This is a genomic window from Streptococcus oralis subsp. tigurinus (assembly GCF_002096275.1).
Lineage (GTDB): Bacteria > Bacillota > Bacilli > Lactobacillales > Streptococcaceae > Streptococcus > Streptococcus oralis_CN.
Map to the genome: position 1 here is coordinate 223,396 of NZ_NCUG01000017.1, position 16,590 is coordinate 239,985.

Here is a 16,590-nt window from a genome sequence, read left to right on the forward strand (position 1 = left end):
AAGAGTTGAATATCCTAGTGAAGAGTGCAAGTGCTATGTTTTAGGAGGATACTATGACAAGAAAAAGTATATTGAGCAGTCTGCTATCCATACTTACGGCCATTGTTATTTTGGTAGCTTTGCGGCCATTTACAACCGTCTCATCTCAGGAAAATCAAGCCTCGTCAGATGCAACCTACGATATTGTGTTAACCTTGGTTAAGTTAAAAGATTTGAATGGTTGGCCCAAAGGTGGAGGAAAAGATAGTTATTCTGGACAACCATTAGACATTGAGAATTATTTTGGTAGTGAGGCCTCAACCATTGATGGCGTTGCCTTTGATATTCATAAGGATAAGGCGGATGGAGAGCTTGTTCAAACAAAGATAACTGAAAATGGTGGTCGTCTCATCTTTAGCGCTTTGAAGGCAGGTAAGTACTATATTGTTGTCAATAAAGAAAAATCAAAGTTAGCAGGAAATCAGACGTTGGGTGATGCGACACCAGTTCCATTAGAAGTGGAATTGCCTGTGACAAAACCCGACGGTAGCTATTTCACGGTAGGAAATGACGCCGTTCATGTCTATCCCAAGCAGGTTTTAAAACAGAGAGAGGACAAGACCAGCTTTAAAGTTCGAAAAGAATGGAAAGGTAAAAAGTTAAATAGTATCACTGTTCGTCTCAAACAAAATGGGCAAGTCATTGATGAAATTGAGTTGAATGACAGCAACAACTGGGAACATACCTTTATGAATTTAGAAAAAACAGATGCGGCAGGGAAAGATTACACCTACACAGCTGAGGAAGATGTTCCTAACGGCTATATAGCAACTTATCAAAACATGGTAGATAAAACTGGCACTGTGATTACCAATACTCTGGTGCCGCCTACTTCGCCAAGAACACCGATTATCAAAACGGGAACCTTAGCCATTTATTGGTTTTTAGGAATTGCCGTTGTCTTAATCGGGATAGGATATAAGCTTTATAAAAGCGAGAAAAAACACTGATGAATCAGTGTTTTTTTATGATATTCCATAGCCGTTTGCTGAAAAAGAGAAAGATCGCTGTTCCGACAATCACAATCAAATAAGGGGCAAGCCTTTGTAATTTGAAACCAAGTTTAATATGTTGGTTGCTAACAAAGGGAATCAAGGGATTAGTAGATACATTTTGCTTTTTTTCACTATCTGAAACAACTCTTTTTGCATTGACAAGGAGCCGTTTGTCATAGCTTGGTTCGTTCATACAGGTCATGAGCGTAACCATGTCTTCATTTTCGATTGGTTTAAGTTTTTCGCCTTCGTATTCATCAATGATCTCGCTATCGGTCACTTCGTATTCTAGATTTTTTCCAAGAATATCGAAATAAATTTTATCTCCTTTTTTGAGAGAGGGGAGAAAGTAGAAAGACACGTCATTATAATTAATTCTATGTCCTGCAATAATCGGTCGCTGCCCTTTTATACCCAGAGGAGCAGATGTTCCGACGAGAGTCGCTACGCCCTTTAGGAGCTTATCATAGTCAGCGTCAAGATAGAGGTCGAAATGCTGTCCTAAAGCAGGAATGGTCATGCGTCCAGCGACTTGATTGGTATCTAGCAGATCTGAGTAGGGCGTTTTTTGCTTGGCGTCGGTCTCTTTTTTTGTTAGGAAAATATCTTGGATAGCTCCGGTGACAGTGGTTTGTTCTAAGGCTGTTCGTAGTTTTTGGAATGTTTCCTCGCTGGTCTGCTGATAGGTGCGCTGGGCATTGGATTGCCAGATGTCCTCTTTAATCATAGATAAAAAAGGAAAGAGGAAGAGCGCGATTCCAATCAATAGAAGGCTCAGCCCGAGTAATTGTTTTTTCTTCTTCATGAAAGTGATGTTTCTTTTCCTTTCTTTCTTAACATTTTAAAGAGCAGATAGCCTATGAGTAGGAGGACGAGTCCGGCAGCAAGAAGGATAAACCATTTGTATTGGGCAAAAAAGTCAATCTTTGTTTTTTCCTTCTTTTCAGCTTCGTGGAAAGGTATGCGTTTGCCTTGAACGAGTAGGCGATGAGAATTAATCATATAAGGCGTGCAAGTCAAAAGAGTGGCACGATCTTCGCCTTCTTTAACCAGTATTGGTTTGAAATCGGTAGGCTCAACGGTTAAAATCTCATCTACCTGATAAGCCAAGGTTTCCTTGATATTAGTGATGTAAAAGACATCTCCAACCTTCACCTTATCCAGGTCAGTGAAAAGTCTGGCTGTGGGCAGTCCCCTGTGGGCGGTGATGACCGTATGGGTGCTAACTCCACCGACAGGGAGGCTAGTTCCTTCTAAGTGGCCTGCTCCATTTTGCAAGACATTCTCAGATGAACCTGCTCGGATGGGAATTTTTTGATTGATAGAAGGGATAGTGACATAGCCGATCTTTTCTTGCAGTTGCAACATGCGAGCATATTCGGCTACACCTTCCTCTTTTTTTTTGCTTGAGAAAGGATCTCCTATTTTTTCCGGGGACAAGGTGCTGTTATAGGCTTTAGCGAGTTCAATGCGTTTTTCAACATCTTGATCAACTAATTTACCTTTCTCGTCGTCAAATTGCTTTGTTTCCTGCATAGTCACATATTGGTAATAAATCTGACTGACAAAGGGATAACAGATTATCAAGCAACCCAGAATGGTAAGTATCTTATGGCTTAGTTGTAACCATTTTTTGTTTTTCTTTTTTCTTGACATGATAGCTCTTTCTATGCTTTTTTCGATTTCCACTTATTCCAAGCCAAAATAATGAAAATGAGGAATAGAATTGCGAAAACGACTAGATAAAGCGGTGGAATAGAGATATGACTAATCGGACTTTTCACTTTTTCTTCACTTGGTTTGTAAGGGATACGGTGGCCTCGCACAAGTAAACGGTGTGAATTGATCATATAAGGAGTACAAGTCAGCAAAGTCACATAATCTTTGTCAGGTACGATATTTAAGGAATCAAATTGAGTCGGTTCAATCACCGTTATGGAATCAACCTCGTAGGCAAGTGTTTCAGCGATATTTTGAATGAAAAATTTATCGCCTACCTTCATTTTATCCAAGTCGGTAAAAAGGCGATTATTGGGCAAGCCCGTGTGGGCAGTTAGAACAGTGTGGGTGTTCTGACCACCAATCGGCAAACTGGTTCCTTCAAGGTGCCCCACCCCTTTTTGTAAGACTTCTTCACTTGAACCGGCATAAATAGGCAGGTCAACATCAATTTTAGGAATGGAGATTCTACCTATTTTTTCATGAACAGTCAGCATTCGAGCATATTCTGCTTGCCCTTTAGCGTTTTCTTCTTTGGTATAGGGATCTGTTATTGTCAAATTTTGTAAAGAGCGGTTGTAAGCAGTAGCTAGTTTTATCCGTTCCGTCACGTCTTCAGAAGTTAATTTTTGTGCAGACGAATCAAAGTCCTTAACCTCTTGTTTGGTCTGGTAATTGTAATAAATTTGGCTAACAACAGGGTAACTGATGATGAGGATACCGGCTATAATCGTTAAGTTTGTCAATAAATTAAAAAATTTTTTCATTATATTCCTTTGATGTTGGCAGTTATTTTTGTCGCTGGTAAGATTATTATATTTTTATCTACTTAACCATTATATCATAAATAGCGGTTCTATTTGCTGATTCGTTACTAAAAAAATCCCAGCTCCAATCTTTACCTCCTTTTTCAAAAAATGCTATACTGGTCATAAGGAAATAAGTGAGGTGTTTTATGTACGATTTCAAAATCCTAGTGATTACATGATTCAGACCTATTTGGAGATGAGCAAAGTGATTGCAGTTGTCGGACTTTCTGACCGTGAGGAAACGACTAGCAATCGTATTTCAAAGATCATGCAGGGACTGGGTTATCAGATCATTCCGGTCAATTCTAAGTTAGCGGGTCAAAAGATTTTGGGCGAGACGGCTTATGCGCGTTTGCAGGATATTCCTATTTCCGTGGATATTGTCAATGTTTTTCGGCGAAGCGAATTTTTGCCGGATGTGGCGCGTGATTTTATTGAGACGGATGCCAAGATTTTTTGGGCGCAGCTGGGACTTCAAAGTCAAGAAGCGGAAGAAATTTTGCGGGTGGCAGGTCGCAATCATATCGTCATGAACCGTTGTATCAAGCGCGAGTACAATCGTTTGGTGAAGGAGATTGACTAATGGCGCAACTAGTCATCATTCGGGGTAATTCCGACTCTGGGAAAACCAGCCTAGCTAAAAAATTACAAAATCATTTTGGTCGTGGGATGCTTGTGATTTCACAGGATCTTGTCCGGCGTGAGATGCTAAAGGAAAAGGTGGAACCAGATAACTTATCTATTTTTCTAACAGAAACGTTTCCACTTGTAGCCTTTCATCAATGATTTACTCTCGCGAATAACTCCAAGCGGCCTTGCATAACGTCTCTCAGTAATCTGATCGTAAAGAACCTACTCTGTTTGAGAATAAGCATAATATTTAGGCAGGTAGATAGATAGTCCAATGATACCGAGGGGAATACTAACAATGATTGCAATGATTGCTACGGTGATCAACCCGTTGTTTAGCAGGTACTCATTATTAAATGCATTAGGGAGCTGCTCAAAAGATTCACTAACTATTCTACCCCAGTGTTCAATTCCTCCATTAGCTATTACGATGTACCACATCAGTACATAGATTAATACCCCGAAGGTGAAAGTCATGGACAGCGCCCATATTAGACCCCATAGAAAAAGTAATAATGATTTAACAAGAACTGTTACAAAGATCTTTCCGATCAAATCACTTTAAAAGCCACGAAGAGAATCTTTAAAGCTGACAATTTCTGTTTGCTTGCGGATAAGTTCAATCGTTCGGAAAATAATAGATGCTAGCGCAATAGCAAGAATAAAACTGTTGAAAAAATGATTACTCTAGGTAAACGTGGTGATTTGCATGCACGTCGTCAAGCAGCAGCTTTCGTACGTAATGAAATCGCATCTGAAAACTATGATGAAGCAACTGATAAGTACACTTCTACTACAGCACTTCAAAAATTGTTCTCAGAAATCGCACCTCGTTATGCTGAACGTAACGGTGGATACACTCGTATCCTTAAAACTGAACCACGTCGTGGGGATGCTGCGCCAATGGCGATCATCGAATTAGTATAAAATCATCAATTTTGTTGAGTGTTATGATGATGGAGTCTTGTGCTCTTAGTCTAGCTCTGGTCTACCGCTGGGACTTCGGTCCTAGCGGGAACACTCATCATCATTTGATAGGGTAGACGCTTGTTTACGAAATTGTTTTTTTCTTAAGAACAACTTCGTAAGCAGGCGTTTTTTAGTATTTTCTATGGAAATATGCTATACTAGGAAAAAAGAAAATCAAAAACGTTCAGGTTTTCTAAAAATTGTAGAAATGGGGTATAAGGATGAAGGCTATTATTACAGTGGTTGGTAAGGACAAGGCTGGGATTGTTGCAGGTGTGTCTACTAAGATTGCAGAGTTGGGTTTGAATATTGACGATATTTCTCAAACAGTACTGGATGAATACTTTACCATGATGGCGGTCGTTTCTAGTGACGAAAAGCAGGATTTCACCACTCTTCGAAATGAGTTTGAAAGTTTTGGGCAAACCTTGAATGTTAAAATCAATATTCAAAGTGCGGCGATTTTTGACGCTATGTACAATATCTAGGAGGTTATCATGGATATTAGACAAGTTACGGAAACCATTGCCATGATCGAAGAGCAGAACTTCGATATCAGAACCATCACCATGGGGATTTCCCTTTTGGACTGTATTGATCCGGATATCGAACGTGCTGCTGAAAAAATTTACCAAAAAATCACCACTAAAGCTGCAAATCTAGTGGCTGTGGGAGATGAAATTGCTGCAGAACTTGGGATTCCTATTGTTAATAAACGGGTATCGGTGACTCCGATTTCCTTGATTGGAGCTGCGACTGACGCGACGGACTATGTTGTTTTGGCAAAGGCACTTGATAAGGCTGCCAAGGAGATTGGTGTTGACTTTATCGGAGGTTTTTCGGCCTTGGTACAAAAAGGCTACCAAAAAGGAGATGAAGTTCTCATCAATTCTATCCCACGCGCTCTAGCTGAGACGGACAAGGTCTGCTCGTCCGTCAATATTGGCTCAACCAAGTCAGGTATCAACATGACTGCAGTTGCAGATATGGGACGTATCGTCAAGGAAACAGCGAACTTATCAGATATGGGAGCTGCCAAATTGGTTGTATTTGCTAACGCCGTTGAGGACAATCCTTTTATGGCGGGTGCCTTCCATGGTGTCGGTGAAGCAGATGTTATCATTAATGTTGGAGTTTCGGGCCCTGGTGTTGTCAAGCGTGCCTTGGAAAAAGTTCGTGGACAGAGCTTTGATGTAGTAGCGGAAACAGTCAAGAAAACGGCCTTTAAGATTACTCGTATCGGTCAATTAGTTGGTCAGATGGCCAGCGAGAGACTGGGTGTTGACTTTGGAATTGTCGACCTAAGCTTGGCGCCAACTCCTGCAGTTGGTGATTCTGTGGCACGTGTCCTTGAGGAAATGGGATTAGAAACAGTTGGTACGCATGGGACGACTGCTGCACTCGCTCTTTTGAATGATCAAGTTAAAAAGGGTGGAGTCATGGCTTGTAACCAGGTTGGTGGCTTGTCAGGGGCTTTTATCCCTGTCTCTGAAGACGAGGGTATGATTGCTGCAGTGCAAAATGGCTCTCTGAATTTAGAGAAACTAGAAGCTATGACGGCTATCTGTTCTGTTGGGCTGGATATGATTGCCATTCCGGAAGATACGCCTGCTGAAACCATTGCGGCTATGATTGCGGATGAGGCGGCAATCGGTGTTATTAATATGAAAACAACGGCTGTCCGTATTATTCCAAAGGGCAAAGAAGGCGATATGATTGAGTTTGGAGGTTTGCTAGGGACAGCTCCAGTGATGAAGGTCAACGGGGCTTCGTCTGTTGATTTCATCTCTCGCGGTGGGCAAATCCCAGCTCCAATCCATAGTTTTAAAAATTAATAAAAAAGAGAGAAGATTTAAGTTGAGTTTAAGGATGACTGTGTATACTATAATCATTAAATAAAGACCTCCTAACTTTATTTAATAGAAATCCTAAACTTTTTCATAATAATCTCCTAGGGAAGCTACCATGAGGGTAGCTTTTCTTTTGGATAATTTACAAATGTTGGCTTTGCTTTTGAAAGCCGAATATTTCTTTGATCCATGATATAATAGAAGAAAATGGAGGATAGAAAATGTCTAAAGTAAGATTGTACTTGGTCCGTCATGGGAAAACCATGTTTAACACGATTGGACGTGCTCAAGGATGGAGTGATACGCCTCTAACCGCAGAAGGTGAGTTGGGAATTCATGAGTTAGGAATTGGCTTGAGAGAATCTGGTTTACAATTTGACCGCGCTTATTCCAGCGATTCAGGGCGGACTATTCAAACCATGGGAATTATCCTAGAAGAACTTGGATTGCAGGGGAAAATCCCTTACCGCATGGACAAGCGTATCAGAGAGTGGTGCTTTGGTAGTTTTGATGGGGCCTATGATGGGGACCTTTTTATGGGATTGATTCCGAGAATTTTCAATGTAGACCATGTTCATCAGTTGTCCTATGCAGAGCTAGCAGAAGGTTTGGTAGAAGTTGATACAGCTGGCTGGGCAGAAGGTTGGGAAAAACTCAGTGGTCGAATCAAGGAAGGCTTTGAAGCGATTGCCAAAGAGATGGAAGAACAAGGTGGGGGCAATGCTCTTGTCGTCAGCCATGGAATGACCATTGGTACCATTGTTTATCTGATTAATGGCATGCATCCACATGGTCTGGATAATGGTAGTGTGACCATCCTTGAATATGAGAACGGCCAGTTTAGCGTTGAGGTTGTTGGTGACCGTAGTTACCGAGAGCTCGGACGTGAGAAGATGGATGAAATAAAAAATTGATAGAAGTTAGCTCCGATTAGGAGCTAATTTTTTTACTGTTAAATAAGTTAGATTGGCGACTCAGTATTTCTCGTCATCTAAGTTTAAAAGAACATTTCTCGACTTTCAAATTCCCCCAAAAATGGTATAATAGTAACATCATAAAATTGGAGAAATAGCATGAGTTTTTACAATCATAAGGAAATTGAGCCCAAGTGGCAGGGCTACTGGGCAGAACATCATACATTTAAGACAGGAACAGACGCATCAAAACCGAAGTTTTATGCTCTCGATATGTTCCCATATCCATCAGGAGCTGGATTGCACGTAGGACACCCAGAAGGTTATACAGCAACCGATATCCTCAGTCGTTACAAACGTGCGCAAGGCTACAATGTCCTTCACCCAATGGGTTGGGATGCCTTTGGATTGCCTGCAGAGCAATATGCTATGGATACAGGAAATGACCCAGCAGAATTTACGGCGGAAAATATTGCCAACTTCAAACGCCAAATCAATGCGCTTGGCTTCTCTTACGACTGGGATCGTGAAGTCAACACAACAGATCCAAACTACTACAAGTGGACGCAGTGGATCTTCACCAAGCTGTACGAAAAAGGCTTGGCCTATGAAGCGGAAGTGCCAGTAAACTGGGTCGAAGAATTGGGAACGGCCATTGCCAACGAAGAAGTCCTTCCTGACGGAACTTCTGAGCGTGGAGGCTATCCAGTTGTCCGCAAACCAATGCGCCAATGGATGCTCAAAATCACTGCCTATGCAGAGCGCTTGCTCAATGACTTGGATGAGTTGGATTGGCCAGAGTCTATCAAGGATATGCAACGCAACTGGATTGGTAAATCAACTGGTGCTAATGTAACTTTTAAAGTTAAGGGAACAGACAAGGAATTTACAGTCTTTACCACTCGTCCTGATACTCTTTTCGGTGCGACTTTCACCGTTTTGGCTCCTGAGCATGAACTAGTAGATGCTATCACAAGTCCAGAACAAGCTGAGGCAGTAGCTGACTACAAACACCAAGCTAGTCTCAAGTCTGACTTGGCTCGTACCGACCTTGCCAAGGAAAAAACAGGGGTTTGGACGGGTGCTTATGCCATCAATCCTGTCAATGGAAAGGAAATCCCAATCTGGATCGCGGACTATGTTCTTGCTAGTTATGGAACAGGTGCTGTCATGGCTGTGCCTGCCCATGACCAACGTGACTGGGAATTTGCCAAACAATTTGACCTTCCAATCGTAGAAGTGCTTGAAGGTGGAAATGTAGAAGAAGCTGCCTATACTGAAGATGGTCTTCATGTCAATTCAGACTTCCTAGATGGACTGAACAAAGAAGATGCGATTGCTAAAATTGTAGCTTGGTTGGAAGAAAAAGGTTGTGGTCAAGAGAAGGTTACCTACCGTCTCCGCGACTGGCTCTTTAGTCGTCAACGTTACTGGGGTGAGCCAATCCCAATCATTCATTGGGAAGATGGGACTTCAACAGCTGTTCCAGAAAGTGAATTGCCACTTGTTTTGCCTGTAACCAAGGATATCCGCCCTTCAGGTACTGGGGAAAGCCCATTGGCTAACTTGATCGACTGGCTAGAAGTGACTCGTGAAGATGGTGTCAAAGGTCGTCGTGAAACAAACACTATGCCACAATGGGCTGGTTCAAGCTGGTACTACCTCCGTTATATTGACCCACACAATACTGAGAAATTGGCTGATGAGGATCTCCTCAAACAATGGTTGCCAGTCGATATCTATGTGGGTGGTGCAGAACACGCTGTGCTTCACTTGCTTTACGCTCGTTTCTGGCATAAATTCCTCTATGACCTCGGTGTTGTTCCGACTAAGGAACCATTCCAAAAACTCTTTAACCAAGGAATGATATTGGGAACAAGCTACCGTGACCACCGCGGGGCTCTTGTGGCAACTGATAAGGTTGAAAAACGTGATGGTTCCTTCTTCCATGTGGAAACAGGAGAAGAGTTGGAGCAAGCGCCAGCCAAGATGTCTAAATCGCTCAAAAACGTTGTCAACCCAGACGACGTAGTGGAACAATACGGTGCTGATACCCTTCGTGTTTATGAAATGTTCATGGGACCACTTGATGCTTCAATTGCTTGGTCTGAAGAAGGTTTGGAAGGAAGCCGTAAATTCCTCGACCGTGTTTACCGTTTGATTACAAGTAAAGAAATCGCTACGGAAAACAATGGTGCTCTTGACAAGGTCTACAATGAAACAGTCAAAGCTGTCACTGAGCAAATCGAGTCCATGAAATTCAACACAGCCATTGCCCAACTCATGGTCTTTGTCAACGCTGCCAACAAGGAAGACAAACTCTATGTAGACTACGCCAAAGGCTTTATCCAATTGATTGCCCCATTTGCACCTCACTTGGCAGAAGAACTCTGGCAAACTGTTGCTGCAACAGGTGAATCCATCTCTTACGTAGCTTGGCCAACATGGGACGAAAGTAAATTGGTTGAAGACGAAATCGAAATCGTCGTCCAAATCAAAGGTAAAGTCCGTGCCAAACTCATGGTTGCGAAAGACCTATCACGCGAAGAATTGCAAGAAATCGCTCTAGCAGATGAAAAAGTCAAAGCAGAGATCGACGGTAAGGGAATCGTGAAAGTGATTGCGGTACCTAATAAACTCGTTAATATCGTCGTTAAATAACGAGTTTATTAGCTCTATCTGCCACCTTCAATAGTCCACTGGACTATTGAAGCCAACTAAATTGGTTAATATCGTTGTGAAATAATTTTAAATTATAGTCAATTAAGAAGAGAAACAGTTTTTGTTCATTTTTCGGAGGTATTGATGGTAAATAAAAGTCAGAAGGAGATTGTTGAAGAATATTCTGATTCACGTGGGAGTTATGAAGATTGCTTAAATTATGTAGAGAATACTGTAAAGAATATTATTAAAAGTAAATCTATTAACGTTCATGAAATAATTGGGAGAGTAAAAACTGTAGAGTCTCTTGAAGGCAAAGTAAAAAGGAAAAATTATTCTAATTTAGCTGAGATTACCGATTTATGTGGTATTCGTATCATAACGTACTTTAGTGATGATGTTGATAAAATAGCTGAGTTAATCAGTCAAGAATTCGAGGTTGATGTCAAGAATACTATTGATAAACGTAAAAGTGAGGATCCAACAAAATTTGGTTATGTTTCACTTCATTATGTGGTGGGTTTAAAAGAAGAGAATACTTCACCTACTTTATATGGTAGATTTAAGAATATAAAATTAGAGATACAAATTAGGACAGTTATGCAACATGCTTGGGCTGAAATTGAACATGATCTAGGATATAAAAGTGAGGAAGATATACCCGATAAATATAGAAGGCAGTTTTCAATATTGGCAGGATTAATTGAATTAGCTGACGATAATTTTGTACAGTTAAAAAATAATATTGTTAACTATGAGAAAGAGGCAAAAGAAAAATTAGCTAATTTAAAAGCAGAATTGCCAATAGATCGTACTACACTTGAAACTTATATAAAAGAAGATCAGTTTTATGCTGATTGCTTGAGTGAGGTAATTCAAGCATTGAATAGTATAAAGTGCATTACTACTATTAATATCCCTTTACTATCTTCCCTAATTCAGAGGTTGAAAAAATTAGATCTGAGGACTATTGATGATGTGGATGAATTACTAAAAAAATATATTGATGTCTATATAAGAACATTGAAAAAGCGAGATATTTCAGATTTGAAAGCTATTTCGATATTAACTCCATTATTAACAATCACTAGTGTGCTAATATCCGCTGATAGTGTAAGAATTTCTGATGGAGAATTTGAGAAACTATCGGCTGAAATATATTAGGAAGCGCTTTACGAGTTCAAATCAATCCGATGATTAAAAACAACACAAGAGTTCGCTTTGTTTATATTGTTAGATTGATTTTAATTAGAAAGAAAGTGCTTATCTTGTGATTGTATAGAGAAGTGGATTTTTTAGACAAAAATAACTACGTTATTCACTCGTTTGCAAACTCAAACAGTTCCCCAAACTGTTTGAGCCAACTAAACTTGTTAATATTGTTGTGAAATAAGAAATGAATCCTTCAGAGTAGAATCTGGAGGATTTTTTGAATCTTCTTATGAAAGTATGATATACTATGGGCAACTATAAAGTTTGAAAAGTAAAACAAGGAGAAAGCTATGCCAGTAAACGAATATGGTCAGATGATTGGCGAGTCTGTAGTCGGTCACACGTCTGGTGAATTGCCTGCTATTGATTTTTTAGAAGGGCGTTATGCTCGGATAGAGGCTCTTTCGGTGGAAAAGCATGCGGAGGATTTACTAGCTGTTTATGGTCCAGATACTCCTCGGGAGATGTGGACCTACCTCTTTCAGGAGCCAGTGGCAAATATGGAGGGACTTGTTAGCCTTTTAAACCAGATGTTGGCTCGCAAGGATCGCTTTTACTATGCGATTGTAGACAAGGTAACTGGTAAGGCTTTGGGGACTTTTTCTCTCATGCGAATTGATCAGAATAACCGAGTAATAGAAGTGGGAGCTGTCACCTTTTCACCAGCACTTAAGGGGACGAGGATAGGGACAGAGGCTCAGTATCTCCTGGCGAGCTATGTTTTTGAGGAGCTTAACTATCGTCGCTACGAGTGGAAATGCGATGCTCTAAATCTGCCATCAAGACGAGCAGCAGAACGTTTGGGTTTTGTCTATGAAGGCACTTTCCGTCAGGCTATCGTTTATAAGGGACGGACTAGAGATACGGATTGGCTCTCTATGATTGATAAGGACTGGCCTCAAGTCAAAGCTCGTTTGGAAGCATGGCTGGCTCCTGAAAATTTTGATAAAAATGGGCAGCAGTACAAGAGCTTGAGAGAACTCTAAGAGGTGGTGACATGATTAGCGTTAGAAAGCAAGAAGTTGTCAAGTTAGAGAATGTTTTGCATCTCTATCAGGCAGTCGGTTGGACAAATTATACACATCAACCCCAGATGCTGGAGAAGTCCTTGTCTCACTCATTAGCGATTTACCTGGCACTTGATGGTGAGGCAATAGTTGGCTTGGTTCGTTTGGTCGGAGATGGTTTTTCATCGGTTTTTGTTCAGGATTTAATTGTTTTGCCGAGCTATCAGCGCCAAGGAATTGGAAGCGCCTTGATGAAAGAGGCTTTAAGGGATTTCAAAGATGCTTATCGAGTTCAACTATCGACCGACCAAACAGAGAAAAATTTGGAATTTTATCGTTCCTTGGGCTTTGAAACCTTATCTACTTATGATAGCACAGGAATGATTTGGGTAGAACGAAAAAAATAAAATAATTATTTTTTCTTAAGTAAAGTTTAAGTATCCTCGTGTATTATATAGATATTAGATAAAGACCTCCTATCTTTATTTAATGAAATCCCAAACTTTTCTTTTTCATCATAATCTCCTAAAGAAGTCACCCAATCAGGTGGCTTTTTTATGGCTTGGAGAGGAAAATTCCATTCGAAAAAAATTTTTAAAAAAATGATAAATCAGAGAAAAAATTAAGTTAGCTTTAAGATTCATCTTGTATTATATAATCATTAAATAAAGACCTCCTAACTTTATTTAATGAAATCCTAAACTTTTCTTTTTCATAATAATCTCCCTAAAGAAGCCACCCAATCAGGTGGCTTTTTTGTTTGAAAAAACTCCTTAGAAAAGACTACGGAGAAAGAATCATGTTTTCTTTTTAAGTTGTTGATTTCGATACTGTCTAGGTGTTAAGTGATAGTGTTGCTTAAATTGACGATTGAAGTTAGAAAGGTTGGTGAAACCGACCTGGCTTGCAATTTCTTGAATGCTGAGGTTGGTTTGGACGAGTTTCTCACAGGATTTTTCAAGACGTAACTGGAGCAGGTAGTCCATACAACTGGCTCCAGTATGCTGCTTAAAAATACTCATAAAGTGATTTTTACTATATCCAAATGTTGCAGCTAGTTGCTCGATATGAACAGGTTCTGCGTAGTGCTGTTCAAGGTAGCAAATCACTTCTTTTAGTTTTTGGTATTTTTGGTAGGTATCATCTGTATAGTGTCGATTGACATATCTATACTTAAAGAGAAGATGAAGCAATTCGTATAGTTTAGATTTTACGAGTAAATCGTAGTATATGCCTTTTTCTTCAAGGATAGAAAAGAGGGAAAGAAGGCAGGATTGAATTTGATTATAGCCCTTATCGCCTGATGATATTCGAGGAGTAAGGCAAAAGTGACCAGAGTGGAGGGGTTGGATATAGCGTTGGCTAAAGCTGTCAATTTGACTTCTACCAAGATAATCTAGATGAATCCGAAAGCTGGTAGAAAATAGTTCTTGATCTTTGTGAGAATAGATAGCATGGAGAGAGGTCGGTTGGATAAGAAATATATCTCCTTCGCGACTTTCAAAGCGTTCTGAGTTGATATGAACGATGGCAGAACCCTTTGTAACGTAAATAATCTCTAGTTCAGGATGACAATGATAGATTGTGTCAGGAGATGTTTTGGATAGGATTTGTTTTTCAAAATCATATGGGAAGTCAGATGGGTTATCTCGTAAGAAACGTGAACGGTCTGCCATAGTAAATCCTCCCAATATACTATTACTACTTTTATTATACAAAAAAAACTTCCTTATCTAGGAAGTTTTCTAGATTTAAGCTTTCTTTTTCATATAAAAAAGAGTAAGCATAAGTCCAATGAAGGCCAAAGCGATAGCAACATAGAAAGCTACACTATAATTTCCATTATTAGCCATTGCCATTTGAACAGCGACTTTGGGAGCGAAAAATGCTGCTAAAGAATATCCAGTGAAGACGATACCGTAGTTGACTCCCTGATTTGCAGGACCGTAATTTTCCATGACGATAGATGGGAAGACCCCCATAACACCACCAAAGCAGATACCAAGTCCTATAATTCCTAAGGTGAAGCCGAGTTGACCAGGGACGATAGTTAGGGAGAATAAAGCTAGGACAATGACAGAATAAATAATCAATAAGGTCTTTGAACGGCCTATTTTATCAGAGAGTGATCCCCAGATAAAACGACCACTAGAGTTTGCGATTGAATAAAGAGAGACATAGAGAGCTGCAGTGCCTGCAGAGAGTCCAAACATTGATTGACCGATTGGTGATGCTTGAGAGGCAATCATCAAACCAGAAAAGGCGCCAACAAAGAACATGCTAATGATAATGTAAAACAGAGGACTTTGTAGCATTTGTTTCCAGTTTTTATTAGTAGGTCCTTGCTTAGTTTGTACTGGAGCTTTCCAGCCTGCTGGTTGGTAGCCGCTTGGAGCTGCCTTAATAAAGAAAATTGCACAGCTGATAACAACAATATAGACTAGCCCAATTGTACGAAAAGCAAAGAAGGCATCTTGTTGTTGAATGAGACTGCTTGCGACTGGAGAAGCAATAACCGCAGCAAATCCCATGCCGCCTGTCAGAATTCCAGAGGCTAAGCCACGTTTATCAGGGAAGAGGCGAAGTGAATTGGAGAGGGCACCTGAATAGGCAAAACCTTGACCAAGCCCGGCCATTAATCCATAGGTCAAATAAAGCATGGCTGGTGAATTGGCATAGCCGGTTAAGCAAAATCCGCTAGCAAATAGGAGAGCGCCAAGGGCGATGGTCCATTTTACATAACCTTTGTCAACTAAATAACCTCCTAGAATCATGGGGATAGGGCCGATTGCAGAGTTGATAGCAAATGCTAACATAATATCAGACATGGACCAGCCTGTTGAACTGCTAAGTGGTCCGGCAAAAACAGAAAAGGAATAGACGGCACCTGTGCAAAGAAGAATGGCTGTAGACGCGACTAAAACCCGCCAACGATTGAATGTCTCTTTCATAAAAACATCCTCCTTAAATGTATATTTTTTCACCAAGACTATATCATAGTTAAGGAAGATGGTCAATAGTTTATGAAGATATTTTGTTAATTTTTTCACTAACTTATACTAAAGTACGATAATATGATAGAATAACACTATCTTTATTATCAAGGATTTACAAGATTTTTTAAAGTAGTATAATGAAAGTAGATTAAATAAATGAAAGGGGTACCAAGATGAAACTAGTTGCTATCGTTGGAACCAATTCGGATCGCTCAACCAATCGGAAACTCTTGAAATTTATGCAAAAGCACTTTTCGGATAAAGCCGACATTGAGGTATTGGAAATCAAACAATTGCCAGCATTTAACGAACCTGAGGACAAGCAAGCGCCAGCTGAAGTTCAAGCTTTTTCAGAAAAAATTCTTGCCGCAGATGGTGTGATTATTTCAACACCTGAGTACAATCACACAATACCAGCACCTTTGGCCTCCGCTTTGGAGTGGATTGCTTATACCAGTCGTGCCTTAATTAATAAACCAACTATGATTGTAGGTGCTTCTCTAGGCTTGCTAGGAACATCTAGAGCGCAGGCACATTTACGTCAGATTTTAGATGCGCCGGAGCTTAAAGCGAGAGTTATGCCGGGTACAGAGTTCTTTTTAGGTCATTCTGAGCCAGTCCTAGATGATGAGTGTCATTTGAATAATCCTGAAAAGGTTGCAGAACTAGAAGAACATTTTTCAGAGTTTCAAAATTTTGTTGAATTAACAAAAGCTTTAGTAAAACCTGAAGATACAAATCGAAAAAAATCATTCATCTGGGAAGAATGGTTGAAAGCATAAGTATTTC

The 16,590-nt window shown here is 40.2% G+C and carries 15 protein-coding genes and 2 pseudogenes; 12 read left to right on the top strand and 5 right to left on the bottom strand.

What is annotated here, in order from left to right; translation table 11 throughout:
• The first annotated feature begins 53 nt into the window (after positions 1 to 53).
• Positions 54 to 989, top strand: coding sequence for a Cna B-type domain-containing protein (locus B7725_RS04990; RefSeq protein WP_084874881.1), 936 nt, complete (start codon positions 54 to 56; stop codon positions 987 to 989).
• Between the two features lie 4 nt (positions 990 to 993).
• Here the strand turns inward: B7725_RS04990 and B7725_RS04995 are convergent, their stop codons facing one another.
• Genes B7725_RS04995 through B7725_RS05005 form a run of 3 tightly spaced genes read right to left on the bottom strand, consistent with a single transcriptional unit; the run spans position 994 to position 3,520 of the window.
• The gene (locus B7725_RS04995; protein ID WP_084874883.1) at positions 994 to 1,839 is read right to left on the bottom strand and encodes a class C sortase; all 846 of its coding nucleotides are present in this window, start codon (positions 1,837 to 1,839) and stop codon (positions 994 to 996) included.
• A complete protein-coding gene (locus B7725_RS05000) occupies positions 1,836 to 2,690 on the bottom strand; it encodes a class C sortase (protein WP_049538487.1) in 855 nt (284 codons plus the stop codon). Before B7725_RS05000 ends, B7725_RS04995 begins: the two co-directional genes overlap by 4 nt.
• Before the next feature lie 11 nt (positions 2,691 to 2,701).
• Positions 2,702 to 3,520 carry a class C sortase gene (locus B7725_RS05005; RefSeq protein WP_049538489.1) on the bottom strand — a complete coding sequence of 273 codons (819 nt, stop codon included), beginning with the start codon at positions 3,518 to 3,520 and terminating at the stop codon, positions 2,702 to 2,704.
• A 217-nt stretch (positions 3,521 to 3,737) separates the two neighbouring features.
• Here B7725_RS05005 and B7725_RS05010 point away from each other — a divergent pair, with 217 nt between their 5' ends.
• The 10 genes and pseudogenes from B7725_RS05010 to B7725_RS05060 all read left to right on the top strand — a co-directional run bounded on the left by B7725_RS05010 (position 3,738) and on the right by B7725_RS05060 (position 13,212).
• Positions 3,738 to 4,145: a CoA-binding protein gene (locus B7725_RS05010; RefSeq protein WP_029746018.1), complete on the top strand. Its 408-nt coding sequence runs from the start codon at positions 3,738 to 3,740 to the stop codon at positions 4,143 to 4,145.
• Positions 4,145 to 4,321 (top strand): annotated as a pseudogene (locus tag B7725_RS05015) (phosphotransferase-like protein); the annotation flags it as partial. The gene B7725_RS05010 and the pseudogene B7725_RS05015, both read left to right, overlap by 1 nt.
• A 534-nt stretch (positions 4,322 to 4,855) precedes the next feature.
• Positions 4,856 to 5,119: pseudogene (gene rplQ / locus B7725_RS05025) on the top strand (50S ribosomal protein L17); the annotation flags it as partial.
• Positions 5,120 to 5,382: 263 nt separating this feature from the next.
• On the top strand, positions 5,383 to 5,649 hold the full coding sequence (locus B7725_RS05030) for an ACT domain-containing protein (protein WP_000644110.1): 267 nt from the start codon (positions 5,383 to 5,385) through the stop codon (positions 5,647 to 5,649).
• Between the two features lie 9 nt (positions 5,650 to 5,658).
• A complete protein-coding gene (locus B7725_RS05035; protein WP_084874885.1) occupies positions 5,659 to 6,996 on the top strand; it encodes a PFL family protein in 1,338 nt (445 codons plus the stop codon).
• A gap of 236 nt (positions 6,997 to 7,232) precedes the next feature.
• Positions 7,233 to 7,925: a histidine phosphatase family protein gene (locus B7725_RS05040; protein WP_084874887.1), complete on the top strand. Its 693-nt coding sequence runs from the start codon at positions 7,233 to 7,235 to the stop codon at positions 7,923 to 7,925.
• Positions 7,926 to 8,084: 159 nt separating this feature from the next.
• Positions 8,085 to 10,586, top strand: coding sequence for a leucine--tRNA ligase (gene leuS / locus B7725_RS05045; RefSeq protein WP_084874889.1), 2,502 nt, complete (start codon positions 8,085 to 8,087; stop codon positions 10,584 to 10,586).
• A gap of 144 nt (positions 10,587 to 10,730) precedes the next feature.
• Positions 10,731 to 11,750: a GTP pyrophosphokinase gene (locus B7725_RS05050; RefSeq protein WP_084874891.1), complete on the top strand. Its 1,020-nt coding sequence runs from the start codon at positions 10,731 to 10,733 to the stop codon at positions 11,748 to 11,750.
• Positions 11,751 to 12,088: 338 nt separating this feature from the next.
• Positions 12,089 to 12,784 carry a GNAT family N-acetyltransferase gene (locus B7725_RS05055; protein WP_084874893.1) on the top strand — a complete coding sequence of 232 codons (696 nt, stop codon included), beginning with the start codon at positions 12,089 to 12,091 and terminating at the stop codon, positions 12,782 to 12,784.
• Positions 12,785 to 12,795: 11 nt separating this feature from the next.
• Complete coding sequence (locus tag B7725_RS05060) at positions 12,796 to 13,212, top strand: GNAT family N-acetyltransferase (RefSeq protein ID WP_084874895.1); 417 nt, start codon at positions 12,796 to 12,798, stop codon at positions 13,210 to 13,212.
• A 390-nt stretch (positions 13,213 to 13,602) separates the two neighbouring features.
• On the opposite strand, the gene B7725_RS05065 is transcribed toward B7725_RS05060, so the two are convergent.
• Positions 13,603 to 14,481, bottom strand: coding sequence for an AraC family transcriptional regulator (locus B7725_RS05065; RefSeq protein ID WP_084874897.1), 879 nt, complete (start codon positions 14,479 to 14,481; stop codon positions 13,603 to 13,605).
• Between the two features lie 75 nt (positions 14,482 to 14,556).
• Complete coding sequence (locus B7725_RS05070; RefSeq protein ID WP_084874899.1) at positions 14,557 to 15,756, bottom strand: L-lactate MFS transporter; 1,200 nt, start codon at positions 15,754 to 15,756, stop codon at positions 14,557 to 14,559.
• A gap of 218 nt (positions 15,757 to 15,974) precedes the next feature.
• Here B7725_RS05070 and B7725_RS05075 point away from each other — a divergent pair, with 218 nt between their 5' ends.
• A complete protein-coding gene (locus tag B7725_RS05075; RefSeq protein WP_084874901.1) occupies positions 15,975 to 16,583 on the top strand; it encodes an NADPH-dependent FMN reductase in 609 nt (202 codons plus the stop codon).
• Positions 16,584 to 16,590 lie beyond the last annotated feature (7 nt).

Coding starts and splice junctions, on each gene's coding strand:
- B7725_RS04990 (WP_084874881.1), top strand. CDS start 54: ATGACAAGAAAAAGTATATTGAGCAGTCTGCTATCCATACTTACGGCC.
- B7725_RS04995 (WP_084874883.1), bottom strand. CDS start 1,839: ATGAAGAAGAAAAAACAATTACTCGGGCTGAGCCTTCTATTGATTGGA.
- B7725_RS05000 (WP_049538487.1), bottom strand. CDS start 2,690: ATGTCAAGAAAAAAGAAAAACAAAAAATGGTTACAACTAAGCCATAAG.
- B7725_RS05005 (WP_049538489.1), bottom strand. CDS start 3,520: ATGAAAAAATTTTTTAATTTATTGACAAACTTAACGATTATAGCCGGT.
- B7725_RS05010 (WP_029746018.1), top strand. CDS start 3,738: ATGATTCAGACCTATTTGGAGATGAGCAAAGTGATTGCAGTTGTCGGA.
- B7725_RS05030 (WP_000644110.1), top strand. CDS start 5,383: ATGAAGGCTATTATTACAGTGGTTGGTAAGGACAAGGCTGGGATTGTT.
- B7725_RS05035 (WP_084874885.1), top strand. CDS start 5,659: ATGGATATTAGACAAGTTACGGAAACCATTGCCATGATCGAAGAGCAG.
- B7725_RS05040 (WP_084874887.1), top strand. CDS start 7,233: ATGTCTAAAGTAAGATTGTACTTGGTCCGTCATGGGAAAACCATGTTT.
- leuS (WP_084874889.1), top strand. CDS start 8,085: ATGAGTTTTTACAATCATAAGGAAATTGAGCCCAAGTGGCAGGGCTAC.
- B7725_RS05050 (WP_084874891.1), top strand. CDS start 10,731: ATGGTAAATAAAAGTCAGAAGGAGATTGTTGAAGAATATTCTGATTCA.
- B7725_RS05055 (WP_084874893.1), top strand. CDS start 12,089: ATGCCAGTAAACGAATATGGTCAGATGATTGGCGAGTCTGTAGTCGGT.
- B7725_RS05060 (WP_084874895.1), top strand. CDS start 12,796: ATGATTAGCGTTAGAAAGCAAGAAGTTGTCAAGTTAGAGAATGTTTTG.
- B7725_RS05065 (WP_084874897.1), bottom strand. CDS start 14,481: ATGGCAGACCGTTCACGTTTCTTACGAGATAACCCATCTGACTTCCCA.
- B7725_RS05070 (WP_084874899.1), bottom strand. CDS start 15,756: ATGAAAGAGACATTCAATCGTTGGCGGGTTTTAGTCGCGTCTACAGCC.
- B7725_RS05075 (WP_084874901.1), top strand. CDS start 15,975: ATGAAACTAGTTGCTATCGTTGGAACCAATTCGGATCGCTCAACCAAT.